Consider the following 25,920-nt stretch of genomic DNA (forward strand, 5'->3'; position numbering starts at 1 on the left):
CAATGTGTGCCGATTAGAACGTGACCGGGGTGTCGGTGTAGACGCACTCGAGCAGCTGCTCCATCTCCTCCTGAGACGGCTGGCGCGGGTTGGAGCCCGTGCAGGCGTCGAGGATGGCGTTGGCGGCAACGTCGTGCTTCTTAGCCTCGAACTCATCGTAATCGATGATGGACTCGTCGGCCTTCACGCCCTTGGCACCGTAGTTCTTGATGCCCTGCGGGATGTCGAGCTTGTCGTTGAGGTCGCGAATCTCCTGGACCAGAGCCTCGACCAGCTCGTCCTCGGTCTCGCCGGCGAGGTGCAGGATCTCCTTGGCGATGAAGGCGTAGCGGCTCTTGGCGCGAGCGTCCTTGGCGTTGAACTGGATGACCTTGCCCAGGTACATGGCGTTGGCGCAACCGTGGATGATGTGGTCGCCCTCAAAGGCGGCACCGGTCTTGTGAGCCATGGAGTGGACAATGCCCAGCAGACCCGAGGAGAAGGCGATGCCGGCGATGCACTGGGCGTCGTGCATGTGCTGACGGGCCTCATGATCGCCCTGATAGGACTTGGGCAGCCACTCGACGATCTCGCGGATAGCATGCAGGGCGTTGGCGTCGGTGTACATGGAACCAGCGGTGGAGACGTAGGCCTCGATGGCGTGAGTCAGAGCGTCCATACCGGTGTGAGCGCACAGCTTGGCGGGCATGGTGTAGGTGAGCTCGGGGTCGACGATGGCGACATCAGGGGTGATGTTGAAGTCGGCCAGCGGGTACTTGATGCCCTTGGCGTAGTCGGTGATGACGGAGAACGCGGTGACCTCGGTAGCGGTGCCAGAGGTAGAGGAGATGGCGCAGAAGTGAGCCTTCTGACGGAGCTCCGGGAAGGAGAACGGGACGACTGCCTCCTCGAAGGTCTCCTCGGGATACTCGTAGAACAGCCACATAGCCTTAGCGGCATCGATGGGCGAGCCACCGCCAATGGCGATAATCCAGTCGGGCTGGAACTCGGTCATGGCCTCGGCGCCCTTCATGACCGTCTCGACGGACGGATCGGACTCGACGCCCTCGAACAGCTTGACCTCGAAACCGGCCTCCTTGAGGTCGGCCTCGACGTCCTGCAAAAAACCGCCGCGGCGCATGGAGCCGCCGCCGGTCACGATGATGGCCTTGCTGCCCTTGAGGTTCTTCACCTCGTGGCGAGCGCCCTCACCAAAGTACAGATCGCGAGGATTGGTAAAACGTCCCATACTGTGCCTCCTAAACAAGCCCCTCTTAGACTTGCGTATATAACGGAGCACCCGATTGGCTCCGTTAGGACCGTTTTGCGCGTTGCCGGCGATGACAATGCGCGATGTCTAAACGTCTCAACGCTCAGACAAATATTATTTTACCGTTCTGGTTGGTCAGTTATTTACCGAAAGTCGACAATGATGAAACGTTTTTTCTATCCCTGAAGACCCTTATGCGGCATTCATGCTCCCAAGCTGGGCAAACGTTTTATCAAGGTTGACCACATATCCAGGGCAGGACTGTGCCCCTCCAAAAGACACACCGTTCGCCGCCAAAAATCGACCGTTTGCGGCACCGTGATACCACTCGGTCGTCCAAGGTGCCGACATTTGTGCGACATCCGTCTTCGTGGTGCAAAGGTGCATGTCCAAGTGCGGCACTCCCAATGTGCCTCATGCGGGTAAACTAGAACCTTATATAGAGACATTTGAACCCTAACCGCAGCAAAGGAGGCCCCATGGCATTCGATCCCATTCAAGAAGATTGCCATCGCCTCGTTCTTGAGGCCTTGCGCCGCGACAATATCCCGCTCACCGACGGCCCTGCCGTAGAGCGTCTGATGGAACAATTCACCCGCAACCCCGCGCCGCTCATCGTGCACGACCGCGACCGCGCCGGACATCTGATTGCCAAGGTAGTCGAGGCTGTCGACTACCGCATTCCCTTTATCCCTGACGATACCCAGGCAGAGCAAGAAGAGACCGCTGCCGAAAACATGCTTCGCGAGGCAGCCGCACTCGACCCGACCAACTGGGACGCTCAGCGCATGTTGACCGCCCTCACCGCTAACTCCAACGAGGAGTACGTACAGTACTTGGTATCCAAGCGCGATGAAGTCGAGCACGACCTGGCACTCAAGATCGCCTCGGCGCAGGACCCCTACGAGCGCGAGGCCGCAGGCGACCTTACACGCCGCCCCTACCTGCGCTGGCTTGCCGCCCTTGCGTCGCGCGCCCTCATTAGCGGCCGTTACCGCCTGTCGCTCGAAACCGCAAACCGCAGCCTGGACTTTGCCCCCAACGATCCGGCCGGTGTCCGCCACACTGCGATGCTCGCCATGGCAAAACTCGAATACCCCGCCGAGGAGCTCAAACGCTTTCGCTCTGCCCACTCCGTCCCCTATCTTGCCAACACGCCGCTGCGCCGTCGTCCCAAGGACGCGGAGCGCGACTTAGACCCGTGGACGCTCATCGCGCTGATGAGCGCTGCCTGGCGCGAGCTGGACTACGAGGGCGCCGAACACTACTTGCGCATCCTTGCGCGCTCGTGCCCGCACGCAGCCGAGGCGCTTTACTTTCAAACCGAGTTTCCCGATGGCGTCTATGCCCGCGTCAACGTGGGCGTGGGCTCCACCGACGAGCTTGTCCTTGCGCTGTCCGAAGCGACGCCGGTACTGCAGGAGGGCTTGGGCGCCCCCGACAACGCCAGCTTTGCCGCCTGGGTCGCCACCAACGATATCGTGCGTTCCCAGATTGACGAGCGCATCCTGCGGGCGGCCGAGCAGGGCTTGCCGTTTAAGGGAGGAGACCTCTAATGGATCCGAGCGTCTACATCCCCGCCTACCTGGAGCGCGCCTACGTTGCGTCGCACCCCGAACTCACCGATGCAGCACGCGATCTTGTCCATAACGACGTAAGCGTCAACCCTCATAAGTATGCGCAGACCGAGCATGCCCAGGCACTGCTTTCCTATGCCGGTGTTCACCGCCACCTGCTCGACGAGCTCCATCGTATCGAGGATATGGGCAGCGATGAGGAGTTTGAGCAGACTCGCAACCGCCTGTTCGACGATATGCGCGATGAGCTGCTCAAGATCGTCCGCGTCGATGCGTATGTCTTCGATGCCCAGCTGCTTGCCATCATTTTGGCGGACACGCCCGTCGACGCCTGCCTGGGCGACCTGATGAAGCTCGAGGCGACCACAGCCGATTACTTACGGCAAAGCGTGCCCGGATTCGATATGGAGGCCCCGCACTACTGGACCAACAAGGTGCTGGCAGACGGTGTGACGGCGGCCGATCTCACCGTGAGCGAGCCGGCGCTTATCGGGTGGCTCCACACGCTCGAGGCCATCTCGCAGCTGTGCATGGCGAGCGCTCGCTACCGTGCTGCCGTCAACTACTCTCGCCGTGTTCTTAAGGCGGAAGGCTATCCCACCCGAGCTGCCGGCACCGTGCTACTCGCCCTCGCTCGTCTGGAAGACGAGGACGGCTTTTTTGCCCTGGCCCACCAGCTCGAGGAGCAGATGGGGGCCGATGCCCTCGAGAACTCCCCCTGGTACCTACTCGCCCGCACGATCCTGCTGTTCAAAACAAACAAGATGCGCCCGGCGACACGCGCCCTGCGTGAGTTTGCCAACCGCTGCGAGGGCGGCGCGTTCTTTTTGCTGAACCCCATGTATCAGACGCCGTACCTTCCCTGCCGGCCCGAGCCGCACGACCCCTGGGACCTTTCGCACCAGGCAGTTTGGGAGGCCGACGGTATCATCTCGGATACTCCCGACTTTGCCCCCTGGGCCAACGCTTGCGAAGACGTATCGCAGCTTGCCCAGGAATTTGCGCGCCGTTATGGCTTTTAACGGCACGATCGCCACGACCATGTCATTCACGTTAGGAACGGCTTCATGAACTTCCGCTCATCTCTCGCCTGCACTTCGAGCGATATCGCCCGCTGGGGGCTGCGCTCCATCCTTAAGCGCCAGGGCGGCGTACTCCCCGGCCGTATCGCCATGAAGATCGACCCCGAGCTGCTAAGCGACCTCGCGAGCCTTGTCGACCGCAGCGTGGTGGTCACCGGCACCAACGGTAAGACCACCACCTCCAACCTCATCGCCGACGCCGTTGCCGCCAGCGGCGCCACCGTGGTATGCAACCGCGCCGGCAACAACATGGAGCCGGGCGTGGTGGGTGCCCTGCTCGAGGGCCGCAGCGATCTTAAGCGTGCCGGCAGCGGCAGGCGCGTGGGCGTCTTTGAGTGCGACGAGCTCTACACGGTGCGCGTCTTGCCCAAGCTCAAGCCAACGTACTTTGTGCTGCTCAACCTGTTCCGCGACCAGCTGGACCGCTACGGCGAGATCGACCACACCCAGGACGTCATAGCCCACGCGTTGGAGCTTTCGCCGGCAACGACGCTCATCTATAACGCCGACGACCCGCTCTGCGCCTCGATCGCCGCACGCGTCCCCAATACGAGCATCGCCTTTGGCATCGACGGCGCCACGGGCACCGAGTCCGATCGCATTAGCGACTCGCGTTTTTGCTCGCAATGCAACGCGCCGCTGGAGTACGACTATGTGCAGTACGGCCAGCTCGGCGCCTATCATTGTCCTTCGTGCGGTTGGAGTCGCCCCGCGCTGGTCCGTCGCGTGACAGGCGTTGAGCTCGGCTGCGACGGCTACGGCTTTGACCTGACCTTTGGACCCGAGGCAAAAGCGCCCGCAACGCACATCGCCACGCGCTACAACGGCCTGTACATGGTCTACAACGTTGCCGCCGCCTTCTTTGCGGCGCGCGAGTTGGGCGTGGACGCAGCGCATCTGCAGCCCACGCTCGATGCCTACGTCCCCGCCGGCGGACGCATGGGCCGCTGGGAGATTGCCGGCCGTACCGTCGAGGCAAACCTGGCCAAAAATCCCGTGGGCTTCGATCGCCAGATCCAGTCCATTAAAACGGCAGGCGGCAGACTCTGCGCCTTCTTCCTGAATGACAACGACGCCGACGGCCACGATGTCTCGTGGATCTACGACGTCGACTTCGAGCGCATCGCCGATACCCCAGGGCTTGTCGCCTTTGCCGGGGGTACGCGCGCGCACGACATGCAGGTGCGCCTGAAGTACGCCGGCATCGACGCCGCCATCATCTCGAATATCGAGCAGGCGATCGGCGCCGTGGCAGATGAGGCAGCCGATGACACCTTCTACGCCGTCGCCAATTACACGGCATTCCCGCCGTTGGTCAAAGAGCTCGACGGACTTAAAGACGCCGATGCGAGCTCGGTTGCCTCCTGCGCCGTAACACGCACCGATGGCAGCGCCGTCCCCACCGATATTGCGCCGGTCGAGCTTCCGCGCCCGCTGCGCATCGTCTATCTGTATCCCGATGCCCTCAACCTCTATGGCGACGGCGGCAACGTCATCGCCCTCGAGCGCCGCTGCGCCTGGCGCGGCATTCCCGCGCGCGTGGACGAGGTCCGCATGGGCGAGACGCTCGATCTTACCGACGCCGACATCGTCATGATGGGCGGCGGTGCCGACCGCGATCAGTTGGCTGTGGCACACGAGCTGCTCGCTCAAAAGGACAAGGTTGCGACATATGTTGAGGACGGCGGCTCGTTGCTTGCTATCTGCGGCAGCTATCAGCTGCTCGGTCGTTCGTACTATATGGGCGAGAATCGCATCGAGGGTCTAGGTGTCATCGCCGCCGAGACCGTGCGCGGCTCCGACCGCCTGATAGGCAACGTCGCCGTCAAGACCGACCTGGCACCCGAGCCCTTTGTGGGGTTCGAGAACCACGGCGGCCGCACCCTGCTCGATGCAGAGGCCACGCCGCTCGGAACATCTGTCGTCACGGGCACCGGCAACAACGGCGACGACGGCTTTGAGGGCCTCATCTACAAGGGCGTCATCGGCACGTACCTACACGGACCGGCACTGCCCAAGAACCCCGAGCTCGCCGACTGGCTCATCGCCCATGCCCTCGAGCGCCGTGGCGATGCACAGGCCGCCGCCCTGCTGCCGCTCAAGCCCCTCGACGACACCTACGAACACGCCGCCCACGACGCCGCGATGAAGCTCCTCCCCTAACGCCCCGCCACCACAAAGGGACAGGCATCTTTGTGGTGGTTTTTCAGTTTGCCAACGATATGTGAACGAATAAAAAAGTCTGCTATACTCTTTCCCGCTGTCCCCATCGTCTAGCGGCCAAGGACGCCACCCTTTCAAGGTGGATATCGCGGGTTCGAATCCCGCTGGGGGCACCATTTAAAACGAGAAGCCCGTTACCCTCGCGGTGGCGGGCTTTTTTCTACCCATGTGCCGGGATTCGAACCCGACAGGGTGCGGAGCTGAGGAAACGCGAAGCGTTTTCCAGCGCAGCACGCAAGGAGCGGAGCGACGCAGCGAAGGCGGGCGGCGCCAGCCGCACGCGGACATCCCGCTGGGGGCACCATTTGAAACGAGAAGCCCGTTACCCCCACGGTAACGGGCTTTTTTCTACCCCAACGCCGGGATTCGAACCCGACAGGGTACGGAGCTGAGGAAACGCGTGAGCGTTTTCCAGCGCAGCACGCAAGGAGCGAAGCGACGCAGCGAAGGCGGGCGGCGCCAGCCGCACGCGGACATCCCGCTGGGGGCACCATTTAAAACGAGAAGCCCGTTACCCCCGCGGTGACGGGCTTTTTTCTACCCATGTGCCGGGATTCGAACCCGACAGGGTGCGGACCCCGGCAAATCGGCGGCAAAACGGACTCCAAAGCGTCCTTCGCAATCAAAAAGCCGGGGCCCGCGCGATGCGGACCCCGGCTTAATACCGTGACGATATGTTGGCTATGCCCTACACGTAGAACAGGATGTCATCGTAGGTCGGGACCGGCCAGTAGTCGGCGGCCACGATCTCCTCCATGGCATCCACGGAGGCACGCAGCGTATCCATAGCGGGAACGACCTCGTGTGCATACACATTGGCCTGCTCCTGGCCATCGAGAGCCTCGGCCTTCTGATGCACGGCGTCGAGCGCCTTGATGGAGTCGTTGATGGCGGTGATACCGTTGCAGAGCTTGTTGAGCGTGTTCTGCTCGCACTGCATTGCGGCCTCAGCACCGGCGGCACGAATTGTCTCAAGGCCCTTAGCGACCTTGGTGGCATAGGCGGTAATGACCGGACGATAGGTACGACGTGCCTCGCGAATCATCGTGGTAGCCTCGATGTTCATGAGCTTGTTGTACTTCTCGAGCTTGCAGTCGTAGCGGCACTGAGCCTCGGCCTTGGTCAGGACGCCCGTCTCCTCAAAGAGCGCGATAGCCTTATCGGAAACAAAGGCGGGAAGAGCGTCGGCCGTGGTCTTGTTGTTGGCAAGGCCGCGCTTCTCGGCCTCGATGGGCCACTCGTCGGAGTAACCGTCGCCGGAGAACAGGATGCGCTGGTGATCGGTCAGCACCTTCTTACAGTACTCGAGCGCGGCGTCCTGGAACTTATCCTCGGGCGTACCCTCGAGTGCGTCGGCGAAGGACTTGAGCGACTTGGCCACGGCGGCATCGAGCACCAGGTTGGAGTCGGAGACGTTCTGCTCGGAGCCGCAGGCACGGAACTCGAACTTGTTGCCGGTGAAGGCGAACGGAGAGGTGCGGTTGCGGTCGGTGTTGTCCTGCATCAGCTTGGGCAGGGTATCGGCGCCCAGGTCGAGCACGCCGCGCGTGGCATGGACGGAAGCCTTGCCATCGATGATCTTCTCGACGACCTCGGTAAGCTGGTCGCCCAGGAAGATGGACATAATCGCCGGAGGAGCCTCGTTGGCGCCCAGACGATGGTCGTTGCCGGCCGAGGCAACGGAGGCACGCAGGAGCTCCTGATAGTTATCGACGGCCTCGATCACCGCGGTGAGGAAGACGATGAACTGCAGGTTGTCGAGCGGGGTGTCGCCCGGATCGAGCAGATTCTCGGACTCGGTGCCAAGCGACCAGTTATTGTGCTTGCCCGAACCGTTGATGCCCTCGAAGGGCTTCTCGTGCAGCAGGCAGACCAAATCGTGGCGGGAGGCGATGAGCTTCATCTTCTCCATCATGACCAGATTCTGGTCGATGGCCTCGTTGACCTCGCCATAGACGGGGGCGAGCTCATGCTGGCAGGGAGCGACCTCGTTGTGTTTGGTCTTGGCGGGAATGCCAAGCGCCCACAGCTCATCGTCCAGGTCCTTCATATAGGCCGAGACGGTGGGGCGGATAGCGCCAAAGTAGTGCTCCTCGAGCTCCTGGCCCTTGCAGGGAGCAGCACCAAAGAGGGTGCGGCCGGTGATGACCAGGTCCCTGCGCTTGCGGTAAGCGTCCTTCTTGATCAGGAAGTACTCCTGCTCATCGCCCACGGAAGGAACGACCTTCTTGGGGGTCTTACCAAACAGCGCCAAAACGCGCTTGGACTCACGCGAGAGCGCGGTCATGGAGCGCAGCAGCGGGGTCTTCTTGTCCAGGGCCTCGCCCGTGTAGGAGCAGAAAGCCGTGGGGATGCACAGGACATCGTCCTTGATAAAGGCGGGGCTGGTGGGATCCCAAGCGGTATAGCCGCGGGCCTCGAAGGTGGCACGCAGGCCGCCGTTGGGGAAGCTGGAGGCGTCCGGCTCGCCCTGGATGAGGTTCTTTCCCGTAAACTTGGTAATAGCGGTGCCGTCGTGGTTGGGTTCGAGGAAGCTGTCGTGCTTCTCGGAAGTAATGCCCGAAAGCGGCTGGAACCAGTGCGCGTAGTGCGTCGCGCCCTTGGAGATGGCCCAAACCTTCATGGCATGGGCAACGGCGTTGGCCACATCCAGGTCGAGCGGCTCACCGTCCTCGAGGGTTGCAGCAAGGCGTTTCCAAATGTCCTTGGGGAGGTAGTCCTTCATGACTTCCTCAGAGAACACCATGGTCCCGAAGCGGTCAGTAAGTTCGGCCATACGGAACTCCCTTCGTATCGGCACCGCGTGAGAAGCGGTGTTGATTACTAACGAACGAGTCATAGCTTAGACTCGCCGTGTTTCCGCGACATTACCGTTATGTTGCCGTCGCGAAACTAATCAATGAGGTTACCGCATCGCGGCGATGTTGCCACCCTCAACAGCCAATCAACTGTATAAATTACAGACCTCTCCGCATGGTTTACGGGTAGTCTTTTTGGGACGGGGCTTTTTTAGCTGCCCTATTTAAATATGGTCTCAAGCTTTGGAGGCGCCGGATTGGGTAGCTAAAAAAGCCCCGTCCCAAAAAGACTACCCTGCGTACCTGGTTGATGGGGTAAAAAAGCTCCAAATTAGCTACGCTGTTATAGGGAATGCCGATAGCGAAACATCTTCGATTGATATTTCCAAATAGCGAGTAAAACTCCGCCGTAGCGCAGCGGTGCTGTAGAATCCTTACAACACATCACGCTAATGTATCTAAAGGAGCACGATATGCGCGTCGACGAGGTTTTTAAGCAGGCAGCATCCCAGGGCACCACGCCCGTTTCGTTTGAGATGTTCCCGCCCAAGGGCGAGCTTACCCTCGACACGGCTCGCGAGGTGGCTGGTAATCTGTGCAAGCTTTCGCCGAGCTTTGTCTCGGTCACCTGCTCGGCCGGCGGCTCGGGCAACGGCGCCACCACCGCCCCCATCGCGCATATGATTACGGGCGAATTCGATACGCCCTCGGTGGCGAACCTCACCTGCGTTGGCCGCACGCATGCCGATATCGCCGCCAAGATCGACGAATACCGCTCCGCCGGCGTAGAAAATGTGCTGGCCCTGCGTGGCGATCTTCCCGCCGGCGCGAGCGAGAATGACAAGCCCGCCTCGGACTACGCCTACGCCCGCGATCTCATCCCCGAGCTCGTCGACGCCGGCTTTTGCGTGGGCGCCGCAGCCTACCCCGAAGGCCACATTGCCTGTGAGAATCTCAACCTCTCGGTCGAATATCTCAAGCAAAAGCAGGACGCCGGCGCGAGCTTCTTTGTGACGCAGCTCTTTTTTGATAACGAGTGCTTCTACCGTTTTCGCGAGCTTGCCGACAAGGCCGGTATCACTGTGCCCATTACCGCAGGCATCATGCCGTTTATGGGCAAGTCGCAGATCAGCCGCATGGTCTTTATGTGCGGCGCGTCGCTGCCCTCCCCCGTCATCAAGATTCTCGCCAAATACGAGAACGACCCCGAGAGCCTGCAGGCAGCCGGTGTAGATTATGCAGCCCGCCAGCTTTGCGACCTTAAGGAGCACGGTGCCGACGGTCTGCACCTGTACACTATGAATCGTCCTGCGATCGCCGCAACCATTATGGAGCGCCTGGGGTAATGGAAAAACCGCACATCGATACAGCTTTTGGTGAAGTGCCGGCCGACCTTGCGTCGCCGGCGCTCTACCGTATCGATGATGCCCACCATCCCCGCGTCGATCGTGCCGAGATGCTGCGGTATCTGGGTTACGGCGGCCAGCAGATTGAGCCCGAGCTGTCACGACGTATTGAGCTTGTGGTCGAGCGCCTTGAGCTGGACATTGAGCCCCGTGGCGTGCGCCGCGTATTTGCCGTCGATGCCATGGGCGTGGACGAGCAGGGAGAGCCCAGCATCCGTCTGGTTGGAACCAACGTTGAGCTGCGCGGTCGCGATATCTATCGACATCTCAAAGACGCCCGCTTTGCCGCGCTCATGGCATGCACCCTCGGCATGGACGCCGAGCGTCGTCTGCGCACCACGGGAGCCCAGCAGCCCCTAGAGGGAGCCGTGCTCGATGCCGCGTGCTCCGCCTATGTGGAAGCTGCCGTCGAGCAGATGGACCAGCAGGTCAAGGCTGCGGCCGCCGCACACGGACTCGCCGGTAACTGGCGCTTCAGTCCCGGCTACGGCGACTGCCCGCTTACGGCTCAGCGTTCAATCGTGGCTGCACTCAACGCCACGCGGCTCATCGGGCTTACCGTCACACCTACCAGCCTGCTCATGCCCACCAAGAGCGTGACCGCGGTGATCGGCCTGTTTGACGGCGAGGTCCACGACGCCCAGAGTCGCCCCACCTGCAATATCTGCCGCATGCGCGAGCACTGCCGCTTCCGCGCCGCCCACACCACCTGCTATTTCAGCCATTAGGAGCCCCCGATGTTTACTCCGCTTATCACTCATGATCTGGACGGCGCCGCGCTGGCGGCGCCCGTTGATGCTGCCCGCCGCAGGGGCGCCACGTACAAGACGCGCACGATCGACGACCTTTACATTAAGGACGATCGCCTGCGCGCCGCCATCGAGGGCACGGGGCACCTGCTGTTCGACGGCGGCATGGGCACCATGCTGCAGGCGGCCGGCATGAAGGCCGGCGCCCTGCCCGAGCTGCTCAACTTTGAGGAGCCCCAGGTCATTACCGATATTCAGCGTCAGTATGTCGAGGCCGGCTGCGATGTGATCACCGCCAACACCTTTGGCGCCAACGCCCACAAGCTCGATGGTGCCGCCACCGTGGCAGATGTCTTTGCCGCCGCCGTCGCCTGCGCCCGCGAGGCCGGCGCCCGCTATGTCGCCGGTGACATCGGCCCCATCGGCGCGCTGCTTCGCCCCTTGGGTACCCTCAGCTTCGACGAGGCCTATGACCTCTTTGCCGAGGAAGTGCGCGCTGGCGTCGACGCGGGTGTGGACCTCTTTATTATCGAGACCATGACAGATCTTGCCGAGATCAAGGCGGCGGTCCTTGCCTGCCGCGAGAACTCCGAGCTGCCCGTCTTTGCCACCATGACCTTTGAGGAAGACGGTCGCACCTTCCTGGGCACGAGTCCCGAGGTTGCCGCTATCACGCTCGACGCCATCGGCGCCGACGTCCTGGGCATCAACTGCAGCCAGGGACCGGCCGAGCTCCGAGGACTCGCCGCACGTATGCTAACCGTTACGGACAAGCCCGTTATGGTGCAGGCCAACGCGGGACTCCCCCACGTGGACGACGACGGTAACACCGTCTTTGACATCCAGGCCCCCGAATACGCCAAGGCCGTCGCCGGCATGATCGCCGACGGCGTGAGCGTCGTGGGCGGCTGCTGTGGCACCACGCCGGCGCACATGGCAGCGCTGCGCACGCTTATCGATAACCACACGCCCAGTCCGCGCCACCGCAAGCCCAGCATGTCGGTTACGAGCGCCCAGACCGTGGTGGACCTCCCCTGTGACGGCCACAAGATCGCCGTCATCGGCGAGCGCATCAATCCCACCGGCAAAAAGCGCCTGCAGCAGGCCCTACGCGACGGCGACCTGGACTACGTCGTAAGCCAGGGCATCAGCCAGCAGGAGCAAGGCGCCGACATCCTGGACGTCAACGTGGGCCTGCCCGAGATCGACGAGGTCAAGATCATCCAACAGGCGACCGAACAGCTCCAGGGTTCCACGCTGCTGCCGTTGCAGATCGACTCCACCGATCCCGCCGCCGTCGAGGCCGCCGTGCGCCGCTACGCCGGCAAGCCCATCATCAACTCGGTCAATGGCAAACAGCAGATCATGGATGAGATCTTTCCGCTGGTCGCCCATTACGGCACCAACGTCGTCGGCCTCACGCTCGACGAAGGCGGCATTCCCGATACCGCCGAGGCTCGCTTCGCCATCGCCGAGCGCATCGTGGCCGAGGCCGCCCGCTACGGCATCGGACCGGACCGCATCCTCATCGACTGCCTGGTCATGACCGCCTCGACCAATCAACGCCAAGCCGAGCAGATCCTGCGCGCCATGTCCCTGTGTAAGGAGCGTCTGGGCGTCAAATGTGCACTCGGCGTGTCGAACATCAGCTTTGGCCTGCCCGCCCGCCCGCTGCTGGGCTCGGTCTTTTTGGCTGCCGCTTTTGGCGCGGGCCTGGACGCCCCCATCATGAACCCGGGCTCCAAGCGCTTTATGGATACCGTCTACAGTTATCGCGTCTTGAGCGTTGAGGACGAGGGCTCAACCGGATACATCGAGCGCTACGCCGGCTGGACCGATCCGTACAAGATCGCCGCGAACCCGGCGGCGGCTCAGACAGTATCGACCGACACTGTGCCCGCCGCTGGCACCGACGGCAACGACGACCCGATTCGTCGCATGGTCGTCTCGGGCCGCAAAGGCGAGATTGCGGCCGAGACCGAGCGTCTGCTGGCAGACCACGACGCCATGGACCTCATCAACAACCACTTTATCCCCGCCCTCGACGAGGTTGGCGTCCTCTTTGACCAGGGCAAGTTCTTCTTGCCGCAGCTCATGGCCTCGGCCGAGGCCGCGCGCGTGGGTTTTGACACCATCAAGCGCCGGATGCCCGCCGGCGAGATTGCCGACAAGGGCAAAATCTGCGTGGCCACCGTCAAAGGCGACATCCACGACATCGGTAAGAACATCGTCAAGATGCTGCTCGATAACTACGGCTATACCGTCTTTGACCTAGGCCGCGACGTCGACCCGCAGGAGGTGCTCAAGACCGTACGGGAGCGCGACATCAAGCTCGTCGGCCTCTCGGCGCTTATGACCACCACGGTCGTCGCTATGGAGGAGACCATCAAACTGCTTCATGCCGAGGTGCCGGGCGTCAAGATCATCGTAGGCGGTGCCGTACTCACCCCCGAATACGCCAAGCAGATCGGCGCGGACTACTACGCCAAGGACGCCGCCGAAAGCGCTCGTATCGCCGAAGAGGTCTTTGGGCAGTAACACAACGGAAACAACCGAGCACCAAAACGTGCCGCATGCGCCACTTGGCACGTGCGGCACGTTAGAATAGACAAGACTATGCTCGTTTTGGCAGATAGGAGTGCAAGGATGGCGATCACGCCCGCAGAAATCGCGGAAACCCGCGGCATGGTTGAGGAGCAGAACCTCGACATCAGGACCATCACCATGGGTGTTTCGCTCATGGGTTGCGGCGACGAGAACCTCGACCGCATGTGCACGAAGATCTACGACCACGTGACGCACACGGCTGAGCATCTGGTCGAGACCGCCGAGAACCTCGAGCGCGAGTACGGTATCCCCATTGTCAACAAGCGCGTTTCCGTCACCCCGGTGGCGCAGATCGCCGCGTGCTGCAAGGATGAGGACCTCACCCCCATCGCGCATGCCCTCGACCGCGCGGCCGAGACGCTCGGCATCGATTACCTGGGCGGCTTCTCCGCACTCGTCCAGAAGGGCATCGGCGACGCCGACCGCCGCGTCATCCAGTCCATCCCCCAGGCGCTCGCTACCACCAGCCGCGTCTGCTCCAGCGTCAACGTCGCCAGCCTGCGCGCCGGCATCAACATGGACGCCGTGCTCATGGCGGCTCAGACCATCATCGATGCCGCCAAGCTTACGGCAGATGAGGATTCCGTCGGTGCTTCCAAGTTTGTCTGCTTTGCCAACATGGTCGAGGACTCCCCGTTTATGGCGGGCGCCGTTCACGGCGGTGGCGAGGCCGACGCCGTCATCAACGTAGGCGTCTCGGGCCCCGGCGTTATGGCCGCAGCCCTGGAGAAGCTGCCCGATTCCGCATCGATGATGGAAGTCGCCGAAAAGATTAAGCAGACCGCCTTTAAGATCACCCGTGCCGGCGAGCTCATGAGTCGCGAGGCCGCCCGTCGCCTAGGTGTCGAGAAGGGCATTGTCGACCTGTCGCTGGCGCCTACGCCTGCCGTCGGCGACTCCGTCGCGCGCATCCTCGAGATCATCGGCGTGGGCACCTGCGGTGGCCCCGGCACGACCTGCGCGCTCGCCATGCTCAACGATGCCGTCAAGAAAGGCGGCGTCATGGCCAGCTCCAGCGTGGGCGGCCTCTCGGGCGCCTTTATCCCCGTGTCCGAGGACGCCGGCATGATCGCCGCCGTCGAGGCCGGCGCGCTTTCGCTCGAGAAGCTCGAGGCCATGACCTGCGTGTGCTCCGTTGGCCTGGACATGATCGCCATTCCCGGCGACACCCCGGTCGAGACTATCGCCGGCATTATCGCCGACGAGATGGCCATCGGCGTCATCAACAATAAGACCACGGCCGTGCGCGTGATCCCCGCCATCGGCAAGGGCGTGGGCGACTGCGTCGAGTATGGCGGCCTGTTTGGCCGTGCGCCCATCATGCCGGTGAACCCCAACGCCGGCACCGTGCTTGCCCACCGCGGTGGACGCTTCCCGGCGCCGCTGAACTCGCTCAAGAACTAGCTGAGGGGGACTGGCGAGGAGCCCCGGTGAGGGCAAATATATAAGGTCGCCTGCTCGGACAGTCCTGACTCGCACGGAGAGCACATTAAGTGCTCTCCGGCTCGTGCGGAACTCGCGATCGACCTTATATATTTGCCCTCCCCGGGGCTCCCGCACAACGGGACCTCAGTTGGGTTCTATCCCGGTTGCAGTTGCTTCGCTCCTGCACCACTTGGCTGGTGCGGCGGTTTGGCGTTGGAACGGTTCTTTTTCTGATATATGCTTGTTGCGGCTCTTCTTTTGGGAGGGGCCGCTTTTTTGTTGTAAGGGGGATGGCCCGTGGCTGATGGTGTAATTCAATCTGAGCTTCTTTCTGCGGATTGGAATGGCGAATGGATGCGCTTGCAGGCTGGTCGGCGGCGGGCTGATGATTCTTTTGAATGGGATAAGCGGGCTCGGCATTTTCGGCCGCTTGAGACTGCTCCGTATGCCCGGGACTTTATGAAGCTGTTGGCGTTAAAGCCTGGTGAATCCGTGCTGGATATGGGGTGTGGGGCCGGGTCGATTGCTATTCCGCTTGCTCAGGCTGGACATCCCGTGATTGCCGCTGATTTTTCCCCTGCTATGTTGGGCACGCTTGATGCTGGCATTGAGTACTATGGGCTCGAGGATCGCATTACACCGCTTGAGCTTGCTTGGGATGATGACTGGGATTTGGTTGGACCGGTCGCGAAAGCGGTAGATGTTGCCTTTGCGAGTCGCTCGGTTACTACGAACGACCTAAAAGGCGCGCTTGCCAAGCTCGACCGTACGGCTCGGCGGCGTTGTGCTGTCACGATGGTCGCCAACTCCAGCCCGCGCTATGACCTGCACGTGATGAATGCCATCGGCGCCTCGGTTACCCGTAGCAATGGTTTTGTGTACGCCTTTAACATCCTTATTCAGATGGGCGCACTACCGCAGGTCACGTATTTTGAATCGCCCCGTCGTGACACCTTCGATAGCCTCGAGGCCGGCGTGGCGGACTTCTCCCGTATGCTCGAGCATGGCAACGAGGATAAGATCGATCGTCTGCGCGACTATATCGCCCAACATATGATCGAGAACCCCCATGCCGGCGAGCCGGGATCCAAGGGCGTGCCGCAGGGACGTTACATGCTCGACCACATCCGCAAGGTCCGATGGGCGTTCATTGCCTGGGAGCCGGTCTCTGCGCCCCGACCGTAGCCCATCTAAAGCATGCATCGTCTACCCGCCCGGCATCCGCATTCTTTGCGAACTGGCAAACGCGCTCCACACCGCGCCGTTCCTGCGCTATCGTGGGACAGCTCACGTAGATTAAGGCCCCATCGCGGGGCGCCCCATACATAGAAAGCGAGATCCCATGGCACTGACAGGAGCCCAGGTCAAGCAGCTTCGCAGCATGGCCCATCACCTCAACCCCGCCATCATCATCGGTAAGTCCGATGTCAACGAGGGTACCGTCGAGCAGACGGCCGCCTACCTGGAAAAGCACGAGCTCGTTAAGTGCTCCGTGCTGGACGGCTCCAGCCTTTCTGCCCGCGAGGCCGCCGAGGAACTCGCCGAGCGCTGCCACGCCGACGTCGTTCAGGTTATCGGCCGCAAGTTCTCGCTGTATCGAGAGTCCTCGCGCAAGGATATCGAGAAGATCAGGCTCGTCTAAGGGCCGATCGGTTCACATAGAGCAAGCCTGCGGGCGTCCGAATGATACGGGCGCCCGTTTTTTATCGCTCAATGAACGGTCGGTTGACCCTGCTTTCGACCAGACGCTCGTAGAGACGCTTGGTCTCGGGCTCGGGAACGCCTGCGACCTGTTCCTTAAGATGATGGATATGCCCGCTATAGAGCTCGACGATATCGCGGCGTCTCCCCGCCGCACTGTACACGCGCATGGCGCATCGCACCATGTCCTCGCGTGCGGTCTCCTGACGTAGCCCCGCTTCTACCAGCCAGATTGCCGACTGCAGGTCGTTTTCTTCCAAGGCAGCGCTTGCTCCCACAATCATGCAGTCGATAAACTTCGACTGCATGATGCGGCGCATGCGCAAAAAGTACGTCGGATTGCAACCGTTGGGGATATACAGCGGTCCGGTATAGAGCTGTTCGATCTTAAGACACAGCTCGACCAGGTGAGGCCCACGCACTCTTGTGCGATTACCCAAAATCTCGCGGCTTATCTGCTCAAATAGCTTCACATCGGTCTTAACGTAATCCCTGTTGAGGCCAAGGCAGTCGTTTTGAATCAGGACGCACGACTTGCCATCTGGCGTGGGTCCCAAAGCGGATCGTAAGCGTGACACAGTCGAATACAAGTTGTTACGGGCGCTACTGTACTCGGCATGTGGCCACAGTTCCATAGCCAAGGTCTCGCGATCGACAAACGAATCGATACCCAACGCAAGCCGCTCGGCAAGCGTTGCCGCTTTCTTACGACGCCACATCTTGTCTGTGATGGGAAATCCGTCGCGCTCGGCACGAAACGCGCCAAACATGCGAATCTCGATATGATCGATAGCGTCGACGGGTTCGACCTCGCCGACCTGGAACAGCCGCTCGCTCTCTCCCTCCAAATCGTCGCGCAGCGAATATCGCGATAGCTCACGCACCGGGAGCTTCTTTCGAATCTTGGCAGCAGGCTCGCCCAGGCAATGCATCGCAAGGCGTGCAAACAGCCGATACGCTGGCTCCAGAATCCCAGAACGATTCATAGACATCCAGGCGGCAAGATCGCTGTCACGGCCCGCAGACGCCAAATGCAGCGCTACGACCCAAGCCTCCGCGCCGCCGACTTGTGTCCGACTTAGGTCGAGCAGCTCTGCCTCTTCTCGTACCGACACCATCGACGTATTGCGAAGGCTTGATGCACGCTCCAACAGCAACGCGTTGTCGCGCATGTATGCGATCGACTCGTCAGCAAGCTTGAGCACCTGGACCGCGCGGAACTTCGCGTTGACCGGGCGCCCCTCGGCGAGCGCCTGCCAGCCTTCAAGTAGCAGGCCAAACAGCTGGATTTGATTGTCACGCACGCGCACGGCAAAGCGATCGAGCTCATTAAACGCCGTATCGTCAGTCATTGGCAGGCCTGCAAGCAGACGCCGTGCCGCCAGCACCATACGCACCCAGACAGCCGGTGCCTTAAGCCCACGAGCATCGAGTGCCTCCCGTGTTCGAGACATCTCGTCGTCACGCTCATCGATTCCCATAAAGGACCCATCAAAGAGCTCCACCAACATCCGATCTGCCCGTATGAGAATCTCTGCAATATCGAGTTCGCAATCATATACCTTGTTCGCCTTGAGTCCCGAAAGTGCTGCGCCGTCTTTCGCCTGTTCGGTCAGCCGGCTCTTAACCTCGATATGCGCCGACAGCATATCGAGCGCAGCACAAGATGCCTCATTTTTTGGAAGAGCAGGATTGGCTGGAAGCCCAAGCTCGCAATCTCCATAACAGACGACCGTAAGCACCTGGGCGACTTTCCAAGAAACCAAATCAATCTCGCGGACCGACTGTGCGCTCGCATGTTCGACAATCGAGGCCATATACCGGGCCAGTTTAGTATTCGAAACGCTTACCGCCGCCAAATAGACACCAAGTGCCTCGGTGGGCGTCGGCTCCAACGCGGGCTTGTCGGCATCCGTCGTCCTCAGTACCGCGCGACAGACATCCCCTCCATGCCCAGTCAGAGCCAAATCGACACCATACTGTCCAGCAAGCTCAAGGACGGCGTCGCGATCCAAAAAGGCATCTGCCAAATCCATCGCAGCATCGCATCGGCCCGCCTTGAGCAGAATGCGTGCCGCGCGCATAACGAGCTCTGGACGAATTTCCGCAACCATTTTTCGTAATCTCAGGCGCGCGTTATCCTCGGTGCCCATACACGTAAAGCTTCGGTCGACCGGATCGACACCAAAAATCGGATAATCACGAACAAGATAGGACTGATCGATCATGGAAAGCCTGACACCGCATGCCTCAAGTTCCGCAATCTTGCCCTCGCCCATCAGGGCCATCACGCACGCCACGTTAAATAGGGCGCCGTTATCGATTGATGCCATATCGGCAAGTGCCGCACCGTATACGTTGACAATCTCGTTTTCGAGCAAGCTGGCAACGTCGCCCTCTCCGTACAGCCCCGTCTGCATAGCCGAAACCAACTCGGGAACACCCTGTGTGAGCTGGTAAAAATCGAGCGACGTGCTAATCGAGAACGCCGATGCCCAAGCCGAATACTCATAGGCATGCACCTTGAGCATCTGCGCATTGATCTTGACCGAGTCACCCAGCCCGCGAATCAACTGGCGATTTGAGGGGCGGCAGGTGACAAAGACCCCGATCCCCATAGTGCGCAGGCCTCGAATTCGATCGATAAGCTCCTCGGTATCTTGCTGATCGAGGTTGGGGACGTTATCAATCGCAATCAACGATCGCGGTTTGTCCTCAAGTTCATCTGTGACCACTTCGAGCTGCATAAACACCTCGCGGGCAATCGCGCGGTCAGCCTCGATGATTCGTACCAGACCGCGCGTCGGGTCGCTTTTGACTTCCTGAGTGTACTGAAGCAATATCGATGTTTTCCCAAACCCATCTGGTGCATAGAGCAACACAATGCCCGCCTTGCGGCCCTTGACAATCAACTCGCTCATCAGGCGATCACGTCGGACCATATAACCTGTGCCCAATGGCGCCAATTCGAGATCGTCCGTATCGTTCAGCCCGTTCATCATGCTCGCTCCTTACCTCGGCCACATGGACACCGTAATCGCAAGACAGCCCAAGCCATCCCGTAAATCGAACGACGCAGAGTTTTAGGTTGTCTTTCGGTTCGCATTTGGCAAGTTTTTGTTCAGCGAGCGCCGATTGAAACTTTTCCCCCAACCAACCGGTCTTTGCGCAGGTCAATGCGCTTGCCAGCATGTCCCACTCATTTGGCAGTGTAACGCAATGGGGCTTGTAATATTTTGTTGCGCAACTCGCCTACGCGCTGCTACCGTTTGCGACTCATTAGTAGCATATTTGAATAGAATATGCTAGAGAATGCATCACACTATACGAGGCACCACCGTCAAGCTTTTGGCAAGCTAATGTTATGCACACCATAAAGCCCGCGCTCATTCTGATTCCGCTGGCAGATATTGCGGACGGACGCAGCATAGGAGCCCATGAGTCTATAAGCTAGCCGCCATCCCACATATGCATAATAAAAAAGGCCCCCGCAGAACGGGAGCCTGTAACAAAGTAATAACAAATCGCTCGGATTGTACTACTCGCAGAGCGAAAGGGCAGCCTCGTCGGCAACGACGACGCAGTTGGTGTGCAGCTGCAGGATCGAAGCCGGGCACTCGGGCGTAACCGGGCCATAGCACATATCGTGAACAGCCTGAGCCTTGGCCTCGCCGTTGGCGACGACCAGGATCATGCGGGCATACATGATGGTCTGGGTACCCATGGTGTAAGCCTGGCGGGGAACGTCGTCGATGCTATCGAACAGGCGGCTGTTGGCCTGAATGGTGCTCTCGGTGAGGTCGACGCAGTGCGTACCCTTGGAGAAGTGGTCATCGGGCTCGTTGAAGCCAATATGACCGTTATTACCAATGCCGAGCAGCTGCAGATCCGGGTAACCGGCGGCAGCGACGATCTTATCGTACTCGGAGCAGGCAGCGGCGGCATCGGGGTTGGAGCCATCGGGCACGTGCGTGTTATTCAAATCGACGTTGATGTGATCGAAGAAGTTCTCGCGCATGAAGTAGTGATAGCTCTGGGGATCATCGTGCGAAAGGCCGCGATACTCGTCCAGGTTATAGGTGCTGACCTCGGAGAAGTCAATATCGCCCTTCTTGTACCAATCGGCGAGCTGCTTGTAGGCGCCAATCGGAGTGGAGCCGGTGGCAAGACCGAGCACGCAATCGGGCTTAAGGATAACCTGCGCCGAGATGATATTGGCGGCCTTGCGGCTCATATCCTCGTAGTCTTTAGCTTTAATGATCTTCATTACGCATCCTTTCTCGTAGAAGAGAGGCAAGGCTCCCCTTACAAGCACTTGCCCGCGGCCTGCGTCGGCCGCAACCAACGTTTGCGGCCACCAGGGCGAGGTCGCGTAATGTATGTATCTCGTGTCTAGCCGCGTCGAGGCCCCTGCCCGTCCACGGTGACCCGAAGCCTTTTAGCCTCGGACATTTTCCATCTTGCCACGGAGGGCGCCCTCTTTCAAGGGCGCCCTCCGTAAACGTGTTTGAATTGTAGGCCAAAGGGCAAGCGAACGAGTTAGCGCTCGCGAGCGACGATGAGCTGATCCATCTCCTCGACATGCTCGCCGACGGAGCCCTTGATGCTCGAGAACTCAACAGAGTTGCACACCAAAATGGGAACCGTCACATCGTAGCCCTCGGCCTCGATTGCCTCGCGTTCAAACTCGATAAGCACATCGCCCTTATGGACGATATCGCCCACCTGTGCATGCACGGTAAAGTGTTTGCCCTCGAGCTGAACGGTATCGAGTCCAACGTGGATTAAAACATCCAAGCCATCGACCGTGTTGAGCGCAACGGCGTGTCCCGTTGGAAAAATCGCCTCGATCTTGGCATCCGCAGGTGCAATCACGCGCGTGCCCGTAGGCCGAATGGCAACGCCTTGGCCCAAAAGGCCCGTGGCAAACGTCTGGTCGTTAACCTCGGAAAGCGGAATGACATCGCCCGAGATGGGAGCATCCAGCGTAAGGACTCGACCACGCATACCAAAAGACCTTAGGACTTTAGTGAACATGCTCCCCCTTGGACATACCAATGATCAAAACCAGCTTCCTAGTTTACCACTTGGCATTGGTTTTTGACCATTAGGGAAGTTCGCGCTTGACAACCTCGACGATGTCGTCAACGACGCGCTGAGTCAGCTCGTGCGTCTCGGCCTCAGCCATCACGCGAACCAGCGGCTCGGTACCGCTCGGGCGCACCAGAATGCGGCCGCGACCGTTAAGCTCCTTCTCGGCGGCAGCGACAGCGTCCCAAATGGGCTGGCAATCGTCCAGACCGGCCTTGTTGTCGGAATGCACGTTGACGAGCACCTGCGGGTACTTCTTCATGATGCCGGCAAGGTCGGTGAGGGTGCGGCCAGTGCGCTTGAGCACGGCCAGCAGCTGCAGCGCCGTCACCAGGCCATCGCCGGTGGTGTTGTGCTCCAGGAAGATGATGTGGCCGGACTGCTCTCCGCCGATAACGGCGCCGTCCGCGAGCATGCGCTCCAGCACGTAGCGGTCGCCCACGGCGGTCTGCACCATCTCAAAGCCCTGTTCCTTCATAGCGATGGAAAAGCCCAAGTTGCACATAACGGTCGAGACGATCTCGGAGTTGGCGAGCTTGCCGCGAGCGGCGAGGTCAGAGCCGCAGATGGCCAGGATGTAATCACCATCGATCTCGTTGCCCTCGCTGTCCACGAACAGCACGCGATCGGCGTCACCGTCGTGGGCCAGGCCGATGTCGGCGTGGGTGCGCAGCACGAGCTCGCGCAGGGGCTCAAGATGAGTGGAGCCGCACTCGACATTGATGTCGGTGCCACAGTAGTCGGTATTGATGGCGTGGACCGTGGCGCCCAGACGCTGAAGCGCGGCAGGCGTGGTCTGGCAGGAAGCACCGTGACCGCAGTCAACGGCAACGACCAGGCCGTCGAGCCTAAGGCCGTCGAGGGTGCTGATAGCGTGGTCGACGTATGCCTTGCGAGCATCCTTCATCTTGATGATGTGGCCCACACCGGCGCCGGTAGGCAGCGTGTCGGCAGCCATGGCCTCCTCGGACATGACCCAGGCGCTGATCTCTTCTTCAACGGCATCGGGAAGCTTCATGCCCTTGCGGCTAAAGAACTTGATGCCGTTAAACTCCGGCGGATTGTGCGAAGCGGAGATGACGATGCCGCCGTCGAGGTCGTTTTGGACGGTGAGCAGCGCCACGGCCGGCGTAGGGATAACGCCGCAGCAGTGCGGGCGACCGCCCTCGGCCATAATGCCAGCGGTCAGAGCACTCTCGAGCATGGTGCCCGAAAGACGCGTGTCGCGGCCAACGCAAATGTCCGGACCAAGGAACTTGGTCGCCGCACGGCCAAGGCGAAACGCGAGGTCGCACGAGAGGTCGGCGTTGGCGACGCCACGGACGCCGTCGGTGCCAAAGATGTTCTGGGGCATAGGATCGCTCCTTCCCAAGTGGGCAAAACGCACTCGCCCACCCTAGTCGAAAAAGAAAAACGGGACCCGCCGAGCAATCGGCAGGCCCCGCTTGTACATTGTATCTCGTAAGGAGATAAAACCTTAGCGCTTGGAGAACTGGGGAGCGCGGCGGGCCTTCTTGAGGCCGTACTTCTTGCGCTCGACCACGCGAGCATCGCGCGTAAGGAAACCGGCCTTCTTGAGGTCAGCACGGTAGTCGCCAGCGTTCAGAAGAGCGCGAGCGATGCCCAGGCGCAGAGCGCCGGACTGACCGGAGATGCCGCCGCCATCGCACAGAGCGATAACGTCGAACTGACCGGCGGTATCGGTCACCTTGAAGGGAGCAAGGGCGTTCTCAACGAGCTGATGACGGCCGAAATACTGCTCGGCGTCACGCTTGTTGATGGTCACCTTGCCGGTGCCGGGGACGAGACGGACGCGGGCGACGGCGTTCTTACGACGGCCGGTACCCTGGTAGACAACGGTGTTCTCAGCCATCTTTAAGCCTCCAGCTCAATCTTCGTGGGGTTCTGGGCAGCATGCGGATGCTCGGCACCAGCGTAGACCTTAAGCTTGGTCATCTGGGCACGGCCGAGGGTGGTCTTGGGCAGCATGCCGCGAACGGCGCGCTCGATGACCTTCTCCGGGTGCTTCTCCATAGCCTGGTGGAAGCTCTCAGCCTTGAGGCCGCCGTTGTAGCCGCTGTGGCGATAATAGGTCTTCGTGTCGGCCTTGTTACCGGTAAGCTGGACCTTATCGGCGTTGATGACGACAACGAAGTCGCCGCAGTCGCTGTTGGGCGTGAACTGGGGCTTGTTCTTACCGCGCAGGATCATTGCGATCTGGGTGGCAAGACGGCCCAGGACAGCACCATCGGCGTCGACGAGAACCCAGTTGCGCTGGACCTCGCCCTGCTTGGCGTAGTGAGTCGATTTCGAAATCACTTAGACTCCTCCATGTACAGTACGTGTTGTTACAGAGATTCACGGGGCTCTGCAAGTAACCCGTCCATATTACCCCGCCCGTCGCCCGAGTCAACAGGTATTTTGGCTCTGACCAGACTTTCTGCACATGTCGTCCATCGGTAATGATGTCGCGACGCTAGCGCTCGACAAATGCCTCGATATCACTCAGCAGACGCTTTGCCTCCTGACGACCCTGAATATACAGGTCGAGAAGCTTTGCCGGATCGTGCTCGACGTGACCGACCTCGACAGGCTTTTGCGGGGCAACGACCAGCGCGCGGCCCTCGCGCTCATACTTCCACAGATGCATGCGCTGGATGTTATAGCGGTCGTGGCGCGTCTCGATAGCCTCGAGCAGATAGGGGTAGTCGGCATAGCGGGCGCGTGCGGCAGGCATAAACTCGTAGGGCTTTTTCTCGTACGAGCGGTCCTGCGTGACAATGACAACCGCGCGATCGAAGCCGGCCTCCTCCAGCACGTGCTCGATGGGGACCGAATCGGCTACGCCGCCGTCGACGTATTTGTGCCCGTCGATCTCGACCGGCGGCGTCACCAGCGGCAGCGACGTCGAGGCGCGCACGGCATCGAGGTCGAGCACGGCGCTTTTGACCGGCAGGTATGCAGCGGTTCCAAAGAGCATGTCCGTCGCGACGGCGTACATCTCGATGGGGCTCGCGTCGAATGCCTCGTTATCAAAGGGATCCAAGCGGTCCTGGACATCGTTGAAGATGAAGTCGTAACCCACGATGGAGCCCGTGGACGCAAACGATGCGGCGCCCATGAAGCGGTTGTCGTTGCAGAAAGTCAGGTTGATGCGGTTGGCACGGCCGATCTGGTGCGACTTGTAGTTCACGCCGTTGAGGGCGCCGGCCGATACGCCATATACTGCCGGAATCTCGACGCCGGCTTCCATGAGGACGTCGAGCACGCCCGCGGTAAATTGCCCGCGGAAGCTGCCGCCCTCCAAGACGAGCGCGACCTTGCCGGCGTTCTTTGCCTTATCTTCTGCCGTCATGTTGACCTCCTACTGTTTCGTTTTGGCCTTCTTCTACCCAGTTTTGAGATGGCGAGCGCATGGGTTTTGGAGTTGAGTAGGACGGGGCGGCTGGCGGAAAGCACGTCCCGTTCTGGGGGGCGATTCCGGGATGGACTTTCCGCCAACAACCCATCCGGAAAATGCATCCCATTCTGAGCGTAGATTCTGGGATGCAACTTCCGCTTGAGGCGTCAACGTGAGCAGTCAATTTGGGACGGGGCTATTTTAGCTGCCCTTTGACTGTCGACGAATTATTGGGGACCGGAACTAATATCGACTGGCTTATAGGGGTAGCTAAAATAGCCCCGTCCCAAATTGACTGCTCCACCTTGTAGAGGCTTTGCGCGGAGAATCCGCGTATTTGCTTCGCAAATCCGCACCGGCTTCGGCCGCCTGCCGGCGTCCTCGCCCGCGGGCTAAAAACGCTTACGCGTTTTCTTTACGCCCGCGCCCTGCATAGAGTTCGATTCTCCGCGGTGCGGGGATGACGCTGGTGCAGGGCGTTGCCGGCTGTCATCCGATCGGCATCGCATCTATATAGGGTCGAGGCTTTGCGCGGAGAATCCGCGTATTTGCTTCGCAAATCCGCACCGGCTTCGGCCGCCTGCCGGCGTCCTCGCCCGCGGGCTAAAAACG

Annotated in this window: 18 protein-coding genes and 1 tRNA gene; 10 read left to right on the top strand and 9 right to left on the bottom strand. The window is 60.6% G+C overall.

The features are described 5' to 3' along the window. Positions 1-13 precede the first annotated feature (13 nt). Positions 14-1,228 (bottom strand): iron-containing alcohol dehydrogenase, encoded by a 1,215-nt coding sequence (locus ACTNDJ_RS07225; protein WP_117794788.1) that lies wholly within the window; start codon positions 1,226-1,228, stop codon positions 14-16. A gap of 500 nt (positions 1,229-1,728) precedes the next feature. Between ACTNDJ_RS07225 and ACTNDJ_RS07230 the strand changes: the two genes are divergently transcribed. From ACTNDJ_RS07230 to ACTNDJ_RS07245, 4 genes are all read left to right on the top strand, one after another. Beyond that, positions 1,729-2,805, top strand: coding sequence for a hypothetical protein (locus ACTNDJ_RS07230; RefSeq protein WP_154517956.1), 1,077 nt, complete (start codon positions 1,729-1,731; stop codon positions 2,803-2,805). Then, a complete protein-coding gene (locus tag ACTNDJ_RS07235) occupies positions 2,805-3,848 on the top strand; it encodes a hypothetical protein (RefSeq protein WP_441016443.1) in 1,044 nt (347 codons plus the stop codon). Before ACTNDJ_RS07230 ends, ACTNDJ_RS07235 begins: the two co-directional genes overlap by 1 nt. 45 nt (positions 3,849-3,893) lie before the next feature. Further along, positions 3,894-6,071 carry a MurT ligase domain-containing protein gene (locus ACTNDJ_RS07240; RefSeq protein WP_441064144.1) on the top strand — a complete coding sequence of 726 codons (2,178 nt, stop codon included), beginning with the start codon at positions 3,894-3,896 and terminating at the stop codon, positions 6,069-6,071. A gap of 99 nt (positions 6,072-6,170) precedes the next feature. Next, positions 6,171-6,247: transfer RNA gene (locus ACTNDJ_RS07245), tRNA-Glu, on the top strand. A 572-nt stretch (positions 6,248-6,819) separates the two neighbouring features. On the opposite strand, the gene ACTNDJ_RS07250 is transcribed toward ACTNDJ_RS07245, so the two are convergent. Further along, positions 6,820-8,907, bottom strand: coding sequence for a glutamine synthetase III family protein (locus ACTNDJ_RS07250; protein WP_154517961.1), 2,088 nt, complete (start codon positions 8,905-8,907; stop codon positions 6,820-6,822). A gap of 495 nt (positions 8,908-9,402) precedes the next feature. Here ACTNDJ_RS07250 and ACTNDJ_RS07255 point away from each other — a divergent pair, with 495 nt between their 5' ends. From ACTNDJ_RS07255 to ACTNDJ_RS07280, 6 genes are all read left to right on the top strand, one after another. Then, positions 9,403-10,275, top strand: coding sequence for a methylenetetrahydrofolate reductase (locus ACTNDJ_RS07255; protein WP_441064208.1), 873 nt, complete (start codon positions 9,403-9,405; stop codon positions 10,273-10,275). Continuing rightward, a complete protein-coding gene (locus tag ACTNDJ_RS07260) occupies positions 10,275-11,063 on the top strand; it encodes a hypothetical protein (protein ID WP_441064206.1) in 789 nt (262 codons plus the stop codon). Before ACTNDJ_RS07255 ends, ACTNDJ_RS07260 begins: the two co-directional genes overlap by 1 nt. A 9-nt stretch (positions 11,064-11,072) precedes the next feature. Further along, positions 11,073-13,622 (top strand): homocysteine S-methyltransferase family protein, encoded by a 2,550-nt coding sequence (locus ACTNDJ_RS07265; protein ID WP_441064205.1) that lies wholly within the window; start codon positions 11,073-11,075, stop codon positions 13,620-13,622. Between the two features lie 108 nt (positions 13,623-13,730). After that, complete coding sequence (locus ACTNDJ_RS07270; RefSeq protein WP_427719427.1) at positions 13,731-15,095, top strand: PFL family protein; 1,365 nt, start codon at positions 13,731-13,733, stop codon at positions 15,093-15,095. 522 nt (positions 15,096-15,617) lie between these two features. Further along, on the top strand, positions 15,618-16,301 hold the full coding sequence (locus ACTNDJ_RS07275; protein ID WP_441042379.1) for a hypothetical protein: 684 nt from the start codon (positions 15,618-15,620) through the stop codon (positions 16,299-16,301). A gap of 157 nt (positions 16,302-16,458) precedes the next feature. After that, complete coding sequence (locus ACTNDJ_RS07280) at positions 16,459-16,758, top strand: YhbY family RNA-binding protein (RefSeq protein ID WP_441064201.1); 300 nt, start codon at positions 16,459-16,461, stop codon at positions 16,756-16,758. Positions 16,759-16,819: 61 nt separating this feature from the next. Here ACTNDJ_RS07280 and ACTNDJ_RS07285 read toward each other — a convergent pair whose 3' ends face one another. The 7 genes from ACTNDJ_RS07285 to ACTNDJ_RS07315 all read right to left on the bottom strand — a co-directional run bounded on the left by ACTNDJ_RS07285 (position 16,820) and on the right by ACTNDJ_RS07315 (position 25,263). Then, positions 16,820-19,738 (bottom strand): AfsR/SARP family transcriptional regulator, encoded by a 2,919-nt coding sequence (locus tag ACTNDJ_RS07285; RefSeq protein WP_441083497.1) that lies wholly within the window; start codon positions 19,736-19,738, stop codon positions 16,820-16,822. Positions 19,739-20,355: 617 nt separating this feature from the next. After that, positions 20,356-21,084: a glucosamine-6-phosphate deaminase gene (gene nagB, locus ACTNDJ_RS07290; protein WP_427747557.1), complete on the bottom strand. Its 729-nt coding sequence runs from the start codon at positions 21,082-21,084 to the stop codon at positions 20,356-20,358. 272 nt (positions 21,085-21,356) lie between these two features. Next, complete coding sequence (locus tag ACTNDJ_RS07295; protein WP_427719420.1) at positions 21,357-21,824, bottom strand: PTS sugar transporter subunit IIA; 468 nt, start codon at positions 21,822-21,824, stop codon at positions 21,357-21,359. Positions 21,825-21,924: 100 nt separating this feature from the next. Further along, complete coding sequence (gene glmM, locus ACTNDJ_RS07300) at positions 21,925-23,262, bottom strand: phosphoglucosamine mutase (protein ID WP_154517985.1); 1,338 nt, start codon at positions 23,260-23,262, stop codon at positions 21,925-21,927. Positions 23,263-23,385: 123 nt separating this feature from the next. Next, positions 23,386-23,781, bottom strand: coding sequence for a 30S ribosomal protein S9 (rpsI, locus tag ACTNDJ_RS07305; RefSeq protein ID WP_022094634.1), 396 nt, complete (start codon positions 23,779-23,781; stop codon positions 23,386-23,388). A gap of 2 nt (positions 23,782-23,783) precedes the next feature. Further along, positions 23,784-24,227: a 50S ribosomal protein L13 gene (rplM, locus tag ACTNDJ_RS07310; RefSeq protein WP_370450665.1), complete on the bottom strand. Its 444-nt coding sequence runs from the start codon at positions 24,225-24,227 to the stop codon at positions 23,784-23,786. Between the two features lie 157 nt (positions 24,228-24,384). Next, on the bottom strand, positions 24,385-25,263 hold the full coding sequence (locus ACTNDJ_RS07315) for a patatin-like phospholipase family protein (RefSeq protein WP_154517988.1): 879 nt from the start codon (positions 25,261-25,263) through the stop codon (positions 24,385-24,387). Positions 25,264-25,920 lie beyond the last annotated feature (657 nt).

Origin of the sequence: Collinsella sp. HCP3S3_D1, assembly GCF_052064015.1 — a bacterium.
Lineage (GTDB): Bacteria > Actinomycetota > Coriobacteriia > Coriobacteriales > Coriobacteriaceae > Collinsella.

What these genes read in the sequence shown, in the direction of transcription:
- ACTNDJ_RS07250 (WP_154517961.1), bottom strand. Translation starts at nt 8,907, where the DNA reads ATGGCCGAACTTACTGACCGCTTCGGGACCATGGTGTTCTCTGAGGAA.
- ACTNDJ_RS07295 (WP_427719420.1), bottom strand. Translation starts at nt 21,824, where the DNA reads ATGCGTGGTCGAGTCCTTACGCTGGATGCTCCCATCTCGGGCGATGTC.
- ACTNDJ_RS07275 (WP_441042379.1), top strand. Translation starts at nt 15,618, where the DNA reads ATGGGGTGTGGGGCCGGGTCGATTGCTATTCCGCTTGCTCAGGCTGGA.
- glmM (WP_154517985.1), bottom strand. Translation starts at nt 23,262, where the DNA reads ATGCCCCAGAACATCTTTGGCACCGACGGCGTCCGTGGCGTCGCCAAC.
- ACTNDJ_RS07315 (WP_154517988.1), bottom strand. Translation starts at nt 25,263, where the DNA reads ATGACGGCAGAAGATAAGGCAAAGAACGCCGGCAAGGTCGCGCTCGTC.
- ACTNDJ_RS07240 (WP_441064144.1), top strand. Translation starts at nt 3,894, where the DNA reads ATGAACTTCCGCTCATCTCTCGCCTGCACTTCGAGCGATATCGCCCGC.
- rpsI (WP_022094634.1), bottom strand. Translation starts at nt 23,781, where the DNA reads ATGGCTGAGAACACCGTTGTCTACCAGGGTACCGGCCGTCGTAAGAAC.
- ACTNDJ_RS07230 (WP_154517956.1), top strand. Translation starts at nt 1,729, where the DNA reads ATGGCATTCGATCCCATTCAAGAAGATTGCCATCGCCTCGTTCTTGAG.
- ACTNDJ_RS07265 (WP_441064205.1), top strand. Translation starts at nt 11,073, where the DNA reads ATGTTTACTCCGCTTATCACTCATGATCTGGACGGCGCCGCGCTGGCG.
- ACTNDJ_RS07255 (WP_441064208.1), top strand. Translation starts at nt 9,403, where the DNA reads ATGCGCGTCGACGAGGTTTTTAAGCAGGCAGCATCCCAGGGCACCACG.
- ACTNDJ_RS07270 (WP_427719427.1), top strand. Translation starts at nt 13,731, where the DNA reads ATGGCGATCACGCCCGCAGAAATCGCGGAAACCCGCGGCATGGTTGAG.
- ACTNDJ_RS07235 (WP_441016443.1), top strand. Translation starts at nt 2,805, where the DNA reads ATGGATCCGAGCGTCTACATCCCCGCCTACCTGGAGCGCGCCTACGTT.
- nagB (WP_427747557.1), bottom strand. Translation starts at nt 21,084, where the DNA reads ATGAAGATCATTAAAGCTAAAGACTACGAGGATATGAGCCGCAAGGCC.
- ACTNDJ_RS07260 (WP_441064206.1), top strand. Translation starts at nt 10,275, where the DNA reads ATGGAAAAACCGCACATCGATACAGCTTTTGGTGAAGTGCCGGCCGAC.
- ACTNDJ_RS07280 (WP_441064201.1), top strand. Translation starts at nt 16,459, where the DNA reads ATGGCACTGACAGGAGCCCAGGTCAAGCAGCTTCGCAGCATGGCCCAT.
- ACTNDJ_RS07285 (WP_441083497.1), bottom strand. Translation starts at nt 19,738, where the DNA reads ATGAGCGAGTTGATTGTCAAGGGCCGCAAGGCGGGCATTGTGTTGCTC.
- ACTNDJ_RS07225 (WP_117794788.1), bottom strand. Translation starts at nt 1,228, where the DNA reads ATGGGACGTTTTACCAATCCTCGCGATCTGTACTTTGGTGAGGGCGCT.